Genomic DNA, 15183 nt, shown 5'->3' on the forward strand with positions numbered 1-15183 from the left:
CACGTCCATCGCCGTTCCGCGCCAGGAGATAGTGTATGCGCCTTGCAGATATTGCGGCGCCGGTCGACACCGGCGCCGGGAAGACCATCCGTCGCCCAACGCCAGAGGAGGTGCGGGCGCAGCTGGAACGGATTCGCGCCCATGCGTTCACCGGCTCGGAGAAGCTGTACGCCTTTCTGCACTTCGTCGTGGAGGAAGCGCTGGCGGGCCGCGCGGCGACGCTGAAGGAGTTGGTGATCGGCGTCGAGCTCTATGGCGGCATCGTCGAGTATGACCCACGCATCGATTCCGCTGTACGCGTCGAGGCGCGCCGATTGCGGCGCAAGCTCGCCGCTTATTATGCTGGGCCGGGCCGGGGCGATGCGGTGATCGTGTCGATTCCAACGGGAGGCTACGCGCCGAGCTTCCACCTGCGACAGGATGCGTCGCGCATCATCACCGAAGCGTCGGGGGCGGAGAGGGGGCCGCCGATGCTGGCGGTGCTGCCGTTCACCGCGCTCTGTGTCCACGAAAAGGCGTTCGCGGCGGGGGTGACGGACGAGATAATCTACGCGGCCGAACGGGACGCGCATCTCCGGGTCGCGCCGCGGGCGATCATGTTCCAGTTTCGCGAGAGCCGTTATTCGCTCCACGAAGTCGCCGCGCATGCCGGCTCGGATCTGGTGCTGCATGGCACGATCCGCCGGGTGCAGGCGGTGCACCGCGTATGCGTGGAGCTGTCCAGCCGCTGGGGGCAGATCCTGTGGTCGGATCGCGTCGATATCATCGGCGAGGGTGAACTTGACGTTCAGGAACGCATGGCCGAGGCGATCCTCGAACGGCTCCCGCGTGACGCGCTACGCGAACCGGCACCCGGTCGATCGCCTGAAGCGCGCTTCGACGGCAACATGTTAGTCGGTGACGCCTCCTGCGGCTTCCGCCGCGCTAACAGCCACTCGCGTCCGGCCGAGGGTGTCAGAATCTATGACCGTGCAGCGCGGCGAAGGCCCGGCGCAGTCAGAAGGTTCGACACGTGCATATATATCTTCTCACAGCCTGTCGGCACGTCAGCGTGACCAGCACTTCGGCGGAGCGCACCGGCGTGGTCGGCAACGCGGTTCCGTGAACACCGTCATGAGCGTGGAGCATGCCTTCAGGCCTGAAGAGAGGCCGCTCTTCGCAGGGTCGCCGTTCTCGCCGTCGCACCCCGCTGGCCGGCGCCTCGGCTATTTCGCCATCGGCACGTTTCTCGCCGCGACCTCGACGTTCGGGAACGCGCTGACGACGGTCAATACGGGAAGCGTGGCTGGTCCGCTCGGGCTGTACGTGGCCGAGGCTGCTGCCCTTCCGGCAATCTATGTCGCGATGAATGCGACGGCCAACCTTTCCCTCGTGAAGGCAAGGGCTCAATTCGGCATCCCGCAGGTGACCGGCTTTTTCCTCGGTCTCTATGCGCTCGCGGCGCTGGTCCATTTCGGCTTCGCCAGCTTTTGGGCGGCGGTGTTCGTGCGCGCGACCAGTGGCATGGCCGCCGCCGCGCTGATCACCCTCGGCGTCTATTATCTAATGCAGGCCTTTCCGCCCAAGGCAAAGCCGGTCGGTGCCGTCATCGGGATGGGCCTGTCGCAGCTCGGTACGCCGCTGGCCCGGCTCGTCCCCGTCGAGGTGCTGGTCGACAACGGATTGTGGGGCCTGCACGCCATCGAAGTCGCGCTGGCGCTGGTCTCGCTCGCGCTCATTCTCGCGCTGCCACTGCCGCCCAGCGAGAAGAGCACCGCTTTCGCGCCGCGCGATTTCCTGACGATCCCCTTGGCGACCGCCGGCATGGTGCTGCTTTGCCAAGTCATCGGCCAGGGCCGTACGCTCTGGTGGTCCGACACGCCTTGGCTCGGCATGGCGCTTGCAGCCTCGATCGCACTGCTCGCGGGCGCCTTTCTGAACGAGACGGGTCGGCGCGATCCGCTGGTGCATTTCGAATGGATCGGCACCTGGGGCATATTGCGGTTCGCCGCCGTGGCGCTGGTCCTGCGTCTGGCGCTTGCCGAGCAAAGCTATGGGGCGGTCGGCCTCCTGACGCTCGGCGGACTCAACAACGACCAGCTAGGGACGCTCTTCGGCGTGGTCGCGGTCGCGATGCTGCTGGGCATTGTCGCCGCCGCGCTGACGCTGTCCGAGCGCCGCTTGCCCTGGCAGGTGCTCGTTGCTGCCCTGATCATCGCCACAGGCGCATGGCTGGACAGCGACGCGACCACGCTGACGCGCCCGGCGCAGTTGATCCTGAGCCAGGCCTTGATCGGCTTCGGCACCACCTTGTTCGCCGGGCCGGCGCTTCTGCATGGCTTCCTGCGGATGATCCAGCGGGGTGGCGATTATCTCGTCAGCTTCGTCGTCACGTTCAGCATCTCGCAGAATGTCGGCGGGCTGATGGGATCCGCGCTGCTCGGCTCGTTGCAGACGATCTGGGCGCGCAACGCCAGCAACACGCTGGCAGCCGACATGCTGGCGAGCGACCCGCAGGTCGCTGCCCGGATCGGCGGCGGCGGTGCATCGCTGGCCGCCGTGCTCGTCGATCCCGCCCAGCGCGCCGCCCAGGGCGCGGGCCTGCTGGGACAGGCGATGGCGCGCGAAGCCGCGGTGATCGCGTTCAACGACACCTTCCGGTTCGTGGCCATGCTCGCCCTGGCCACAGCCGCCTTCATTTTCGCGAACATCCTCGTTGCGCGCACCCGAGAGAAGACCAATGACCGCAGCTGACACCGCCCCACCACTGGAGAACGAAGCGGCGACATGGCGCCCCGCCGCCAAGCGCCCGATACGGATCGTCGCCACGGTGGCGCTGGCGCTTGCCGGCATTCTCCTCGTTCTCGCCGCCTGGAATCTGCCGCCCTTTGCAGGACGATACCAGCAAACCGACAATGCCTATGTGCGCGGCCGGGTCACGGTCATCGCCCCGCAGGTGAGCGGCTATGTCCTGCAGGTGCTGGTCCACGACTACGACGTCGTAAAGCCCGGCCAGATTTTGGTGCGGATAGATGACCGCGTCTATCGCGCCCGCGTCGAGCAGGCGCGCGCCAACCTTTCGGCGGCCGAGGCCGCGCTGGCCAACTCCACCCAGGCCCGGGCGTCCCGGTCGGCGGGTCTCCAGGGCCAAATAGCGGGCGTCGAAGGCGCACGAGCGCAGCTCGCCAGGGCACGGGCGGACATGGCGCGCGCCGCTGATCTTGCCCGGGACGGCTCGATCTCGGTGCGGGAGCGCGACCAGACGATGGCCGCGCTCGCCCAGGCACAGGCGCAACTGCGCCAGGCGGAGGCCGGAAGCGAGATCGGCCGCCAGGACATCCGAACGGTCGAGGTCGGCCGTGGCGGGCTGGAAGCGCAGGTCGAAGCGGCGCGCGCGCAATTGCATGCAGCCGAGATCGATCTCGAGCACACCGTGATCCGCGCGCCCGAAGGCGGCGTCCTCGGCGAGGTCGGCATCCGGGTCGGCACCTATGTCACCAACGGATCACAGCTGCTCGCGATCGTGCCGCCGGATCGCTGGGTCATCGCCAACTTCAAGGAAAACCAGACGGGGCAAATCCGCCCAGGTCAACCGGTCCGCTTGACGGTCGACGCACTGGACGGCGCAAGGCTGAAGGGGCGGGTCGAGCGCCTGTCGCCTGCTGCCGGATCGGAGTTCGCGGTCCTCAAGCCGGACAATGCGACCGGCAATTTCGTGAAGATCCCGCAACGGATCGGCGTGCGGATCGCGGTCGATCCCGGCGCAGCAGCGGCGAAGCGCCTGCGTCCGGGCATGTCGGTGGAGGCCCGGGTCGATACGAGTGTCCGGTCATGAGAGCGCTTCTAGCTGCGGGCAACCTTGCCCTCCTCCTTTCGGCCTGTGCCGGCCCGCGCCCGGCGATGCCGCGAGCGGCCGAGGTCGCATCGCCGGCCCAGTGGCGCGATGCTCGCGAAGCATCGGCCGTCGCCATTGACGCGCAATGGTGGCGTAGCTTTGGCGATGCCACGCTGACCGACCTCGTCGAAGCGGCGCTCGCACATAATGCGGATATCGAGATCGCCGCCGCACGCGTCGAGGAGGCGCGTGCGCAGTTCGCCGCCGCGCGCGGCGCCAGGATGCCGCAGGTGCAAGGCGCCGGCACGGGCGGCCGCACCCGCAGCGTCAACCCGTTCGGGATCGATGTCGACCAATGGGCAGCACAGGGCGAAGTGCAGGCGTCGTTCGACCTCGACCTGTTCGGCCGCCTGCGCAACAGCGCTGCCGCCGCGAAGGCGCAACTCCTCGCCAGCGATGACAGCCGCGAAACCGTCCGGCTTGCCATCGCCGCAGGCGTGGTCAGCGGCTATGTCCAGCTTCGGACGTTCGACGAGCGGCGGGCGATCCTGCGCCGCACGCTCGATGCGCGCGCGGACACCCTGAAGCTCATTCGGCGCCGCGCCGAAGCGGGGTATGGCTCGCAGCTCGATCTGGCGCAGGCAGAAGCGGAGGTTGAGGCGGCGGCCCAAGTCATCCCGACCGTCGATCTGGCGATAGCGAAGCTCGAGAACGGCATCAGCATCCTGCTCGGTCGCACACCCGGCCCCGTCGCGCGTGGATCGGCAGTCACGGCGCTGACAATCCCAACAGTGCCGTCGCGGCTGCCGGCGAGCGTGCTCCGACAGCGCCCTGACATCGCCTCGGCCGAACAGCAGATCGTCGCGGCCGACCATTCGCTGGACGCGGCGCGCGCCGCCTTCATGCCCGACATCAAACTGGCGGCATCCGGCGGCTTCGTCGCTTCCTCGCTGCTCCCCGGCGATCCGCCTTCGATCTTCTCGCTGGGGGCAAGCATCCTCGCGCCGATCTTCAACGGCGGGAGGATACGCGCCGGGGCGGATAGCGCGGCCGCTCGCCGCGACCAAGCCGCCTTTGCGTATCGGAAGGCTGCCCTTACCGCGTTCCGAGAAGTTGAAGACGGGATGGCGTCGGTCGAACGGTACGGACAGCAGGAGGAGGTGCTGACGCGTCAGCAGGCCGCGGTCCTCCGGGTCCAGCAGCTTGCGTCGCGCCGCTATCGCGAGGGCTATTCCCCCTATCTCGAACAGCTCGACGCCGAGCGGAGCCTGTTATCTTCGCAATTGTCGCTCGTACAATCACGCAGCGACCGCCTGCTCGCATCGACCGCTCTTTTTCAAGCGCTTGGGGGCGGTTGGCAGCCTTCGGAACAGAGGGCGGAGTGATCCGTCCGCGCATCACCTTGTCGCTAACGACGCAGCGCGCGCGGCTGCCGAGGAGCTCGATGCCGGCGGCTCGTCCCCATTGCGGTGAAGATGGACAGCAGGAGGGCGCGGATCATCGCGAGGTGCAGGTCGGATCGTTGCAGACGGAAGGCGTGTCGTCGGCGTTTCGAGGCGCCAGGCTCGCGCGGAACCGCAGGCGCTGCGGTGCGGCTTCCAGAACCGCGATCTCGATGTCGAGGATACGGATCGACTTTTGCGACAGCGGGAAGCGCATGGTCTGGCCGCTGCTGGCATGGACGAGATCGTCGATGCTATAGCCGCGCAGTTCGAAGGCCAGTTCGCCCTTCTCGATCCCGAGATAGGCGATATCGTAGATCGTGCCGCTCTCGATCGTATCGTATTGGCTGGCGTCGGGGATCTGCACGCCCTTGGCGTAATCGCGCGGCGGGACGACGGCGTGCCCCGCAGCCGTAACTTGCGGCGTGCCGAAAGTCTCGGGCGTGGGCGCGGTGGAGCGGATGACCGGCACTCTTGGGTCCGCCCGCATCTTTTCGTGAAGGTCCGCCGGCTTGACCGAGGCCTTGGTGTCGGCGATCAGCGCTTCGGCAAAGGCGACCTGGTCGATCGCCAGGGGAAAACCGCCAGTCTGGCTGTGGTCGTCAGCGCAGACGAACTGCAACTGAGCATCTCCCACCGAGCCGGCTTCGACGAGATTGGGTCCGGCATAGCTGAGCGCGGTCTTGTCGAGCCGTTCGTCATCGGCGCCATAGCGCAGAACCATGTCCCACGTTTCGGTGTGCTGGCGGCAATCGGCAACCATGGAGGCGCGCACCGAAGCGGCGGGATTGCCCGGTTCGCGCAGGATCTGGCTGGCCTCGTAACGTACGGTGTCACCGTCACGCTCGATTGATCCGACATCCACGAACAGCACCTTGTCGGCCCCTTGGGTGACATACCACCACTGCGCGGTGCGGGCTTGCGCCACCGAGGGCGATAGCAGCGCCAGCGCGCATGCGAGGATTCCCAACTTCATCTCAACTCCCAATCTTAGCGGCGCGAGCGGCAACGTATCGGCAGGCCGAACGAAACGGCGATACCAGTTCAAGTGGCGTAGGGCGATTTTCACGTCGAACCAGGCCCGAGGCCGGCTGCCGCCACGAAGCGCCAGCCTCGGTTGGCGGGTAAGCCTAATTCGCCGGACGGCACCATTTCACCATCACCGGCACCGGGCCATCGGACACGCAGCATATCGGCAGGCCAACTGACGTCACAGACAAGCTGAGCGCGGCAGCTCGCATCACCCAGCATATTCCGGATGATGCGAGCAGAACCTCAGGCGTTTTCAGCAGCTTTACGACGTGTGCGCTTCGCCGGGGCGGGTGTCGCGGTCCCGTCGCTGGCCGCGGGCGTTTCGGCGGGCGTCGCTGCGCCACCGCGACCCTTGCGGCCGAGGCCGATCCGCTGCGCCATTTCGCGGCGAGCGAGCGAATAGTTTTCCGACACCATCGGGTAGTCGGAACGCAGATTGTAGCGCTCGCGGTACTGCACGTCGGTCAGGCCGTGCGTCGAAAGATGACGGCGAAGCGTCTTGTAAGGCTTGCCGTCGATCATCGAGATGATGTGATCTTTCGAGGCAAGCGACTTGCGCACCGAGACCGCCGGCGTGAACTCTTCCGCAGGAGCAGCTTCACCGCCCGACGCGTCCGCTGCCGATGATCCTGAACCGAGCTCGACGATCGTGGTGTGCATCGTGCGCAGGAACGCCGGCACATCGTCAGCCGAGACGCGGTTGTTCTGATTGCCGAGCCACGCGATCGTCAGTTCGGTGGCGAGTTCGACGGGGTTCAGTGTTTCTTCTTCCATATCAGTATGTCCGTATATATTGCTGCGATGTTTCGCTGCGACCAAAGGGGATATCCAGTATTGGACAACTCCGCTCTGACGAAGAATCGCGATCAGCGCAAATCTTCGTTTGAAACGGCACCTTCGAAGCTGCCGTTTGCCGCGTCGTCGCCATGCATCAAACGACTATCCTTAAAGATAGCGTGCCGGCGGCAGGCGCCGCTGATGATGATGATGATGATGATGAGCTTACGCCGTTACTCGGTCGTCAACGCGTCTGGGTTAACGGTGAAACATACCCGAGGCCCACATCCGGCTCTTCAGCCGCACATGGGGCATCCGCGACCCGCGCCGACCTCGAACACCACTCGCGACGACGATCCTGCTCATGCTGAAGTACCGGCCGTGCCGACGCGTGGATACGATAAGATGTCGCCAATTGCCGCTGCCGCTCAACGGGATGGCGTGGCCGCTGCCGAGATTTTCGGAATGGTTATCGGAATTAACGATTGGTAAATGTGTGCGGTCGCTGCGACGGCGGGCGTAGCGATGTCGTCGCGAGCATTCGCGGCGAAGGTTCTGCCAGCGATGTAACCGGGGCAGATCGTGACGGGTTTCACAGCGGCGCCGATCCCGGCGCAATAACGGGTATCGGCGTTGTGGGTGATCGTCTCTTCCCGCCCTCGATCTTCAACTCCACGGGCCGAACGGTCGGGAGGAACGCATCCGCGTTCCTCCCGACCGGCTCTTCATCAGCGGCAGATGCGAACGCGGCGATGATGGCGCCATTCGGTGCGGCACTGCTGGCGACCATGGTTCCAGCCGCGGCGATCATTGCGGCCGTAGCTGCGGCGGTCGTCCCGGCGATCACGCATATCGCCGCGATGCTCGCGCTGACCATGATCGTCGCGCATGTCGCCACCGCGATGATCCATGCGATGCTCGCCACGCGGTGCGTACGGTCCGGTGTTCATCTGGGCCGATGCGGCACCTGAGACGCCGATGCCAGCAACCATCAGAGCGGCAGCGACGATATGGGTGATCTTCATATGAAATCCTCTCGACCCGGATGGGCCTGTCGAGGAGATACGATCGGCAGGCGGCATGGTTGCTGAACGGGATCACAGGACGATGTTCAGGCAGCACATGGTTTCCCAATGCGTCGCTCGCTTGTACGATGCTCGGGCAAGCATGGTTTTGAGGAACACTGCCCGCGACTGGATAGATCGACGAACGCCGGCTGATCGACTTTGGCAATGATCGCCCGGCCGATACATGCGGTAAAGATTGTGCTGGCCGGCGTCTTGCGGCCACTTCAAGGATGGACGACGTGATGACCAACCCTCTGCTCGATACGCTGGTGCTGCCGCGCTTCGATGCGATCCGGCCCGAGCAGATCGAACCCGCGCTGGACGCGCTGATCGCCGAGCATGAGTCCGTCGTGCGCAGCGTGATCGCGCGCGATGCGCGTAGCTTCACGGAGGTGTGGATGCCGCTGGAGCGCGCTGAGACCGCGATCGACGCCATGTGGTCGACGGTCTCGCATCTCCATGGTGTCGCCGACTCGCCCGAACTGCGGGCCGCGTATGCGGCTGGCCAAGAGCGGCTGGTCGAGAACCGGTTGCAGGTCATGCAGAATCAGGCGCTGTACGAGGCGCTGGTCGCCCTGACCGCAACCGACGACTTCGCCGCCCGGCCCCAGACGGATCGCGCCGCCGTGGAGCATATCGTCCGCGATTTTCGCCTGTCGGGCGTGGCGCTGGACGCAGAGCGGCGTGCACGCTTTGCGGCGGTTTCAGTCGAATTGTCCAACCTCTCGACGGCCTTCGGCAATGCCGTACTCGATGCGACCGACGCCTGGTTCGAGCATGTCGAGGATGCCGCGCTGCTCGCCGGGATTTCCGACACCGACATCGCGATCTTCGCCGAAGCGGCGAAGGCGCGCGGTCTCACCGGCTGGGCGATAACACTGCAGGCCCCAAGTGTAAGCGCCGTCCTGACCTTTGCCGAGAACCGCGACCTGCGGGCGCGAGTCTACCGCGCGTTTGGCACGCGCGCGTCGGACGAAGGGCCGCACGCCGGCCAGTTCGACAATTCGGCACGGATCGCTGCGCTGCTCGATCTACGACGCGAGGCGGCGGAGCTGCTCGGCTTCCCCGATCCGGTCGCATGGTCGCTCGCGACCAAGATGGCGCCGGATGCCGGCCAGGTGCTGGCATTCCTGCGCGATCTGGGCCGCCGCGCGAAGCCTGCCGCCGAACGCGAGTTCGCTGAGCTTGCCACCTTCGCTGCCGAGCAGCTCGGGATCGACGCGCTGCAGTCCTGGGACGTGGCCTTCACCTCCGATCGACTGCGGGCGGCCCGCTATGCGGTGGATGAGAAGGAAGTCCGTGCCTATTTCCCGGTCGAGCGCGTGATCGCTGGGTGGCAGCAGCTGCTCGAACGGCTGTTCGGTATCCGGCTGGTCGCCCGCGCGGACGTACCCGTCTATCACCCGGATGCCTGCTATTATGATGTGATGGACGACAACGGCGCGGTGTTCGCGGGGGTCTATCTCGATCTCCATGCCCGCGCCGGCAAGCGCAGCGGCGCGTGGATGGCGCAGGCGCGCCCGCGACTGAACGACGGCAATGTCCACAGGGTGCCGGTGGCCTATCTCGTCTGCAACTTCGCGCCGAAGACCGAAGACAGGCCGTCGCTGCTCAGCCATAACGAAGTCGTCACCCTGCTGCACGAAACCGGGCATTGCCTGCACCACCTGTTCACGCGCGTCGATCGCCCGAACATCGCTGGGACCAGCGGCTTCGAATGGGACGCTGTCGAACTGCCGAGCCAGCTGATGGAGGATTTCGCCTGGGATCGCGACGTGCTGCGCGGCATGTCCGGGCAGTATCAGACCGGCGCGCCGTTGCCCGATGCACTGTTCGACAAGCTGATCGCCGCCCGCCGCTTCCTGTCGGGCATGGCAGTCGTACGCCAGATCGAATTCGCGCTGTTCGATCTGCTGCTGCACCTCGGCACGCTGGGCACGAATCCGATCGAGGTTATCGAGGCGGTGCGCGACGAGGTATCGGTGGTCCGCCCGCCGGCCTGGCACCGGTTCCCCCATGCGTTCGGCCATATCTTCGCGGGCGGCTATGCTTCGGGCTACTACAGCTATCTCTGGGCGGAAGTGCTCGCCGCAGATGGCTTCCAACGCTTCGCCGAGGCTGGCCTGATCGACCGCACAACCGCTGCCAGCTTCCGCGACGAGGTGCTCGCGCGGGGCGCCAGCCGTCCGGCGGCAGAGAGCTTCCGCGCGTTTCGCGGGCGTGACGCCGATCCGCAGGCTATGCTGGTCCGGCACGGATTGGCCGCCGATGCCCACTGATCGCGAGGATGCTGCCGTCCGCGCCTGGCGGACCGAGGCGATCCGGCGGATCGAGGCGGATTACAACCGTTCGGCCGATACCCATCTGATCCGGCTGGATCTGCCGCGCTATCCCGGCATCACCTTGTATCTGAAGGACGAGAGCAGTCATCCCACCGGCAGCCTGAAGCACCGGCTGGCCCGCTCGCTGTTCCTCTATGCGCTGTGCAATGGCTGGATCGGGCGCGATACCGTGGTGATCGAAGCCTCCTCGGGCTCGACCGCGGTGAGCGAAGCCTATTTCGCCCGGATGCTGGGGCTGCGCTTCATCGCCGTCGTCCCTGCCACCACCGCTGCGCCCAAGCTGGACGCAATCCGCTTCCACGGCGGCGACATCCACGCGGTCGATGATCCGCGCACTGTCTATGACGTTGCGCACCGGCTCGCGGCGGAAACCGGTGGCCATTATCTCGACCAGTTCACCTATGCCGAACGTGCGACCGACTGGCGCGGCAACAACAACATCGCGGAGAGCATCTTCGCCCAGATGGCTGCCGAGGAACATCCCGTTCCGTCCTGGATCGTGTGTGGCGCAGGCACCGGCGGCACCTCAGCAACCGTCGGCCGCTATATCCGCTATCAGCGGCACGCGACGCGCCTGTGCGTCGCGGACCCGGTCCATTCGGTGTTCCACCGCCACTTCGCGGATCGTACCGCCGTGTCACTTCCGGAAGGATGCGCGAGCTACATTGAGGGGATCGGCCGGCCGCGCGTCGAGCCCAGCTTCGTCCCGACCGTGATCGACCGTATGATCGCGGTCGATGACGCCGAGAGCATCGGGGCGATGCGTGCCCTCTCGACGCGCCTGGGGCGGCGGGTCGGCGGATCGACCGGCACGAACCTCGCGGCCTGCCGGTTGTTGATCGACGAGATGGCGGCGCGCGGGGAGACAGGCTCAGTCGTGACGATCCTGTGCGATGGCGGCGAGCGCTATACCTGCACCTACTACGAGGATACTTGGCTCGCCGGACGAAACATCACATGGCACGACCATAACAATCGTATCGCGCTTCTTTTCTCCGCGGATCGCTAACCCAAACGAATGTGTTCTTGGCGACGTCCCCTCAGGCGCATGGATGACGTCGTCGAACATCCATGTACGATGAGGGGATGGCGCCGTCAGAAAGTCCGCGCCCGTCAGCTTCGACCATAATCCAAGGCACGCTTATTGAGCCGTTCGACGGTCCCACTGCGGCTCCGAAATGTTCTAAAAACCTATACGCGTGCGAACACCGAAGTAGCGGCGGGAGTTGCGCGGCAGGAGTTGCGCCACCGCCTGACTGTTTGAGCTTCCGGTGTACCCCAGAGACGTCGCATATGCCTGATCGAACAGGTTGTTCACGAAGAAAGCCACCCGGAAGTTGCCGTCTTTACGGCCATCGATCCCGATACTGCCGTTCACCACGCCGTAGGCATTTTGATACGAAATCGGGCTGCCGAGCAGATCGAGCTTGGTCTGACTCTGATGAGCGAATTCGGCTGTGATAAAGCCATCGAATGGCGCGGATGGAAATTCGACGTCATAGGTTCCAGCGATATTGTACTTGAACTTCGGGGCGTTGGCGAGTTGCGCGCCCGAAAGGTTCTGAAAGGTGGTCGTACCGACCGGAAGGCATCCTTGCGCAGCCGTTTGACCGCCGTAGCATGGGGCGTTGGGAAACTCGCGGATCTTGGCGTCCGTATACGCGGCCGACGCATCGATACGGAGCAATCGTGTCGGTTTGGCGGACAGCTCTGCCTCGACGCCGCGGCTGCGTAACTTGCCGACATTGCTGAGCTGCGGATTGACGGTGCCGTCGGGTAGCGTGACGGCCCCTTGGGCTTGGAAATCCTTGAAGTCTGTCCAGAACCCTGTGACGTTGAGTTGAACCTTGTTGTCGAGAAAGCGGCTCTTCACGCCGACTTCATACGCGTTGCTGGTTTCTGGACGTACCGGGTTTGCAGCGCGTGTCGGGCTGAAGCCTGTGCTGATGTCGAAGCCTTGGCCTTTGTATCCCGTCGAATAGGAGGCGTAGGCCATGATGGTGTCGGACAGATCCTGGCGAAGCGAAACCTTGTAGGTTACCGCGTTGTCGCTGTCCTTGCCGCGACACAGCGTCAAACACGAGGCGTTATTGGCGACCGGAGCGGCACCCGCCGTGACGTTCTGGAAGGTCGCGCCGATCGTCTCTCGGTTGAAGCGCAGACCGCCATCGATATGCGTCGTGTCGGTGATGTTGTAGGTCAACTGACCAAAGGCAGCGAATGTCTCCGTGGTCGCACTGGCGACCCAAGCGGTTGCGGCGTTCGGCCCGCGGCTATAGTTCCGGCTGGTATCACCGTTCGCATAGAAGAGGGCGAGAAGGTAATCGAGCTTTCGTCTTCCGGACGATACGAGGCGTAGTTCCTGCGTGAAGTTTTTCGCGTGAAAGCTTGCTCGTGCCGCTGATCCGTTCGGAAGCACTGGACTGGCAGGGTTGGTGGGGACCAGAAGCGTCGGCGAGCCAAGCGTATCCAAATCTTCGATAAAGCGGAACCGCCAATCCTGATACGCCGTAATGGAGATCAGGTTGGCGCCGCCCAGATCGAGGGTGGCGCGTCCCGTGAACATCGCTTGTTTGCTGTGGTTCTCGGGTTCCGTGTCCAGCCTGATACGATAGTTGCTGTCGGATGGCGTGATGCCGACGATCGAAGCTGCAATCGGCGCGCCGAAAACGGATGCGCCAGGATTCACGCTACGGAAGGTACGGACTTGCCCATCCGTCTTGGTGTTTGTGTAAGATCCGGTCAACGCGATGTTGAGGTTGCTGACGGGATCCAAGTCGATCCGGGCGCGGGCACCATAACTGCGCTCGCCGTTGAGGTCATGGCCCGTGTTCAGATTCTTGATGTAACCGTCGCGGTCATCGTAGAATGCGTTCAGTCTGAACCCGATACCCTGCGCGACGGGGCCAGAGATCATGCCCTCGACGCGGTATTGTTGATCGGTAGTCGCGACCGCACCGACCGAGCCGGTGAGCGTAGACGTCGGCCCTTGCGTTACGATGTTGATGACACCGGCTGAGGCGTTCTTTCCGAACAAGGTGCCTTGTGGACCACGCAGCACCTCCAGACGCGCGATATCGTTAAGCCCGGAGAATGCCTGCGCTTGCTGGAGCAGGGCGACATCATCCACGACGATGGCGACGCTTGGCTCGATACCTATGCTGAACGAGAAGGTCCCGATCCCGCGCAGGTTGATGCTATTGCCGGTCGCGTTCGTGTTTTCGGTGATCGTAAGGCTTGGTGATACCCGCGCTACGTCCGTGATTGCGGCGACGCCCCGGGTCTCCAACTGATCGGCCGTAATGGCGGTTACAGCAACCGGAACGCGTTGCAGGCTCTGCTCGCGCTTCTGCGCGGTGACCACGATGTCTTCCAGCGTACCCTCCTCCTGCGGAGCTTCCGAGGCGCTGAATCCTTGTTGCTGGCCCGGCGGGGCGAAAGGGCTGGCGACGGGGGCAGATGGGGCAGGGGCGGTCGGCGAAACGGCGCCCGCCTGCCCTAGAGCCGGTGATGCGAAACCAACCAGCGCCGCTGACGCCAAAAGAATATGCTTGATGCGCATAAAACCCCCTCCTGATTGTCAACCATTGATACGGTTGCCTTTATCTGTCTGGCCAATGCAGATAAATATGCACGGGTCAAGGGCGAGCAGCCGCGCTCTCAACCTACATGGTAATAGAACTGGCCGCTGGTCTGACCGGTCGGAACGCGTAACGAGGTTCGATACGAGCTGTCGGGATATTCCGGCGGGAATCGGCGCGTAGCGCTTCAGCGATGCCTGATTTTCGATGCGGCAGTTGCCTGCAGCCGGACTTCGCAGCGACTGGGAGTGCCTGCCCTTACGCCCGACGTTATAGCTTCGCGACGGAGATGTGGTAGTGGCCAATCAGCTACCAACGACGAGTATTTTGTATGGCCACGCGCCTGAACGCGGCACTTCCTTCATCATCGGCAAATAGCGAACGGCTGTATCAGCGGCTGGCTCGGATGCTGATCGACGAGATGGCCTCCGGACGCTACAAAGTCGGCGATCGACTCCCCGCCGAACGGGAGCTTTCGATAGAACATAACATGAGCCGTCCCGCCGTCCGAGAGGCGCTGATCGCACTGGAAGTTCAAGGTTTCATTGAAGTTCGCGTAGGTGCCGGAGCGTTTGTGCGCCGGCTGCCCGGAGACAGCGACGATCGTCCTCAGTTTGCGGTAACAGCCTTCGAGCTGACTGAGGCACGCATGGTTTTTGAAGGAGAGTCCGCGGCTCTTGCTGCCGTACACATCGGTGACGACGAACTGGCTGAACTTGAGAAACTTGTTGAACAGATCAAAGACGCCCCGTTTGACGCAGCAGAAGATGCTGACCGATCGTTCCATTTCGTAATTGCCAAGGCGACGCGTAATACGGCGATACAGATGACGATTGAAGAATTTTGGCGCATCCGCTCTACGTCGCCCGAATGCACGCTCCTCCATGACAAAGCCCGTACTGCCAATGTGCGACCTGTAATCGAGGAGCATAATGCGATTCTTGCTGCATTGCGCGAGCGAAATCCCGCCGCTGCCCGTGTGGCAATGCGAGCACACCTTGCCGCGGTGATGGATCATTTGTTGTTCCAGACTGAGGAGCGCGCGATTGAAGAGGCTCGCAAAGCTGTTGCCAACACGCGCGCGCGATACCGGGCGGCGGCGCACGTCTAGGCATTGGCGTCGGCGAG

The 15183-nt window shown here is 64.3% G+C and carries 12 protein-coding genes; 9 read left to right on the top strand and 3 right to left on the bottom strand.

The genetic code is table 11. From position 1 onward, the window contains the following. Positions 1-35: 35 nt before the first annotated feature. From J0A91_RS15215 to J0A91_RS15230, 4 genes are read left to right on the top strand one after another with little or no spacing between them, the layout of a single operon-like run. Positions 36-1055 carry a hypothetical protein gene (locus J0A91_RS15215; RefSeq protein ID WP_240502032.1) on the top strand — a complete coding sequence of 340 codons (1020 nt, stop codon included), beginning with the start codon at positions 36-38 and terminating at the stop codon, positions 1053-1055. Beyond that, positions 964-2733, top strand: coding sequence for an MFS transporter (locus J0A91_RS15220; RefSeq protein WP_240502033.1), 1770 nt, complete (start codon positions 964-966; stop codon positions 2731-2733). The genes J0A91_RS15215 and J0A91_RS15220 overlap by 92 nt, the downstream gene beginning before the upstream one ends. Beyond that, positions 2720-3814, top strand: a complete 1095-nt coding sequence (locus tag J0A91_RS15225) for an HlyD family secretion protein (RefSeq protein ID WP_069205617.1) — start codon at positions 2720-2722, stop codon at positions 3812-3814. The genes J0A91_RS15220 and J0A91_RS15225 overlap by 14 nt, the downstream gene beginning before the upstream one ends. After that, on the top strand, positions 3811-5199 hold the full coding sequence (locus tag J0A91_RS15230; RefSeq protein ID WP_069205618.1) for an efflux transporter outer membrane subunit: 1389 nt from the start codon (positions 3811-3813) through the stop codon (positions 5197-5199). Before J0A91_RS15225 ends, J0A91_RS15230 begins: the two co-directional genes overlap by 4 nt. Before the next feature lie 112 nt (positions 5200-5311). On the opposite strand, the gene J0A91_RS15235 is transcribed toward J0A91_RS15230, so the two are convergent. Both J0A91_RS15235 and J0A91_RS15240 read right to left on the bottom strand, forming a co-directional pair. Continuing rightward, entirely contained in the window at positions 5312-6232 is a 921-nt protein-coding gene (locus J0A91_RS15235; RefSeq protein WP_069205619.1) for a surface-adhesin E family protein, read from the bottom strand. A gap of 299 nt (positions 6233-6531) precedes the next feature. Beyond that, positions 6532-7062 (bottom strand): Ros/MucR family transcriptional regulator, encoded by a 531-nt coding sequence (locus J0A91_RS15240; RefSeq protein WP_069205620.1) that lies wholly within the window; start codon positions 7060-7062, stop codon positions 6532-6534. 60 nt (positions 7063-7122) lie between these two features. Here J0A91_RS15240 and J0A91_RS15245 point away from each other — a divergent pair, with 60 nt between their 5' ends. The 4 genes from J0A91_RS15245 (at position 7123) to J0A91_RS15260 (ending at position 11483) form a co-directional block, all read left to right on the top strand. Then, complete coding sequence (locus J0A91_RS15245) at positions 7123-7557, top strand: hypothetical protein (protein ID WP_150126929.1); 435 nt, start codon at positions 7123-7125, stop codon at positions 7555-7557. Positions 7558-7817: 260 nt separating this feature from the next. Beyond that, positions 7818-8036, top strand: a complete 219-nt coding sequence (locus J0A91_RS15250; protein ID WP_169833151.1) for a hypothetical protein — start codon at positions 7818-7820, stop codon at positions 8034-8036. A gap of 338 nt (positions 8037-8374) precedes the next feature. Then, on the top strand, positions 8375-10411 hold the full coding sequence (locus J0A91_RS15255) for a M3 family metallopeptidase (RefSeq protein WP_069207378.1): 2037 nt from the start codon (positions 8375-8377) through the stop codon (positions 10409-10411). Further along, entirely contained in the window at positions 10401-11483 is a 1083-nt protein-coding gene (locus J0A91_RS15260; RefSeq protein WP_069205623.1) for a PLP-dependent cysteine synthase family protein, read from the top strand. The genes J0A91_RS15255 and J0A91_RS15260 overlap by 11 nt, the downstream gene beginning before the upstream one ends. Before the next feature lie 174 nt (positions 11484-11657). Here the strand turns inward: J0A91_RS15260 and J0A91_RS15265 are convergent, their stop codons facing one another. Continuing rightward, positions 11658-14036, bottom strand: coding sequence for a TonB-dependent receptor (locus tag J0A91_RS15265; protein WP_069205624.1), 2379 nt, complete (start codon positions 14034-14036; stop codon positions 11658-11660). Between the two features lie 350 nt (positions 14037-14386). Here J0A91_RS15265 and J0A91_RS15270 point away from each other — a divergent pair, with 350 nt between their 5' ends. After that, entirely contained in the window at positions 14387-15166 is a 780-nt protein-coding gene (locus J0A91_RS15270; protein ID WP_083224695.1) for a FadR/GntR family transcriptional regulator, read from the top strand. Positions 15167-15183 lie beyond the last annotated feature (17 nt).

This window comes from Sphingomonas panacis (assembly GCF_001717955.1).
Lineage (GTDB): Bacteria > Pseudomonadota > Alphaproteobacteria > Sphingomonadales > Sphingomonadaceae > Sphingomonas > Sphingomonas panacis.

Coding starts and splice junctions, on each gene's coding strand:
- J0A91_RS15215 (WP_240502032.1), top strand. CDS start 36: ATGCGCCTTGCAGATATTGCGGCGCCGGTCGACACCGGCGCCGGGAAG.
- J0A91_RS15220 (WP_240502033.1), top strand. CDS start 964: ATGACCGTGCAGCGCGGCGAAGGCCCGGCGCAGTCAGAAGGTTCGACA.
- J0A91_RS15225 (WP_069205617.1), top strand. CDS start 2,720: ATGACCGCAGCTGACACCGCCCCACCACTGGAGAACGAAGCGGCGACA.
- J0A91_RS15230 (WP_069205618.1), top strand. CDS start 3,811: ATGAGAGCGCTTCTAGCTGCGGGCAACCTTGCCCTCCTCCTTTCGGCC.
- J0A91_RS15235 (WP_069205619.1), bottom strand. CDS start 6,232: ATGAAGTTGGGAATCCTCGCATGCGCGCTGGCGCTGCTATCGCCCTCG.
- J0A91_RS15240 (WP_069205620.1), bottom strand. CDS start 7,062: ATGGAAGAAGAAACACTGAACCCCGTCGAACTCGCCACCGAACTGACG.
- J0A91_RS15250 (WP_169833151.1), top strand. CDS start 7,818: ATGATGGCGCCATTCGGTGCGGCACTGCTGGCGACCATGGTTCCAGCC.
- J0A91_RS15255 (WP_069207378.1), top strand. CDS start 8,375: ATGACCAACCCTCTGCTCGATACGCTGGTGCTGCCGCGCTTCGATGCG.
- J0A91_RS15260 (WP_069205623.1), top strand. CDS start 10,401: ATGCCCACTGATCGCGAGGATGCTGCCGTCCGCGCCTGGCGGACCGAG.
- J0A91_RS15265 (WP_069205624.1), bottom strand. CDS start 14,036: ATGCGCATCAAGCATATTCTTTTGGCGTCAGCGGCGCTGGTTGGTTTC.
- J0A91_RS15270 (WP_083224695.1), top strand. CDS start 14,387: ATGGCCACGCGCCTGAACGCGGCACTTCCTTCATCATCGGCAAATAGC.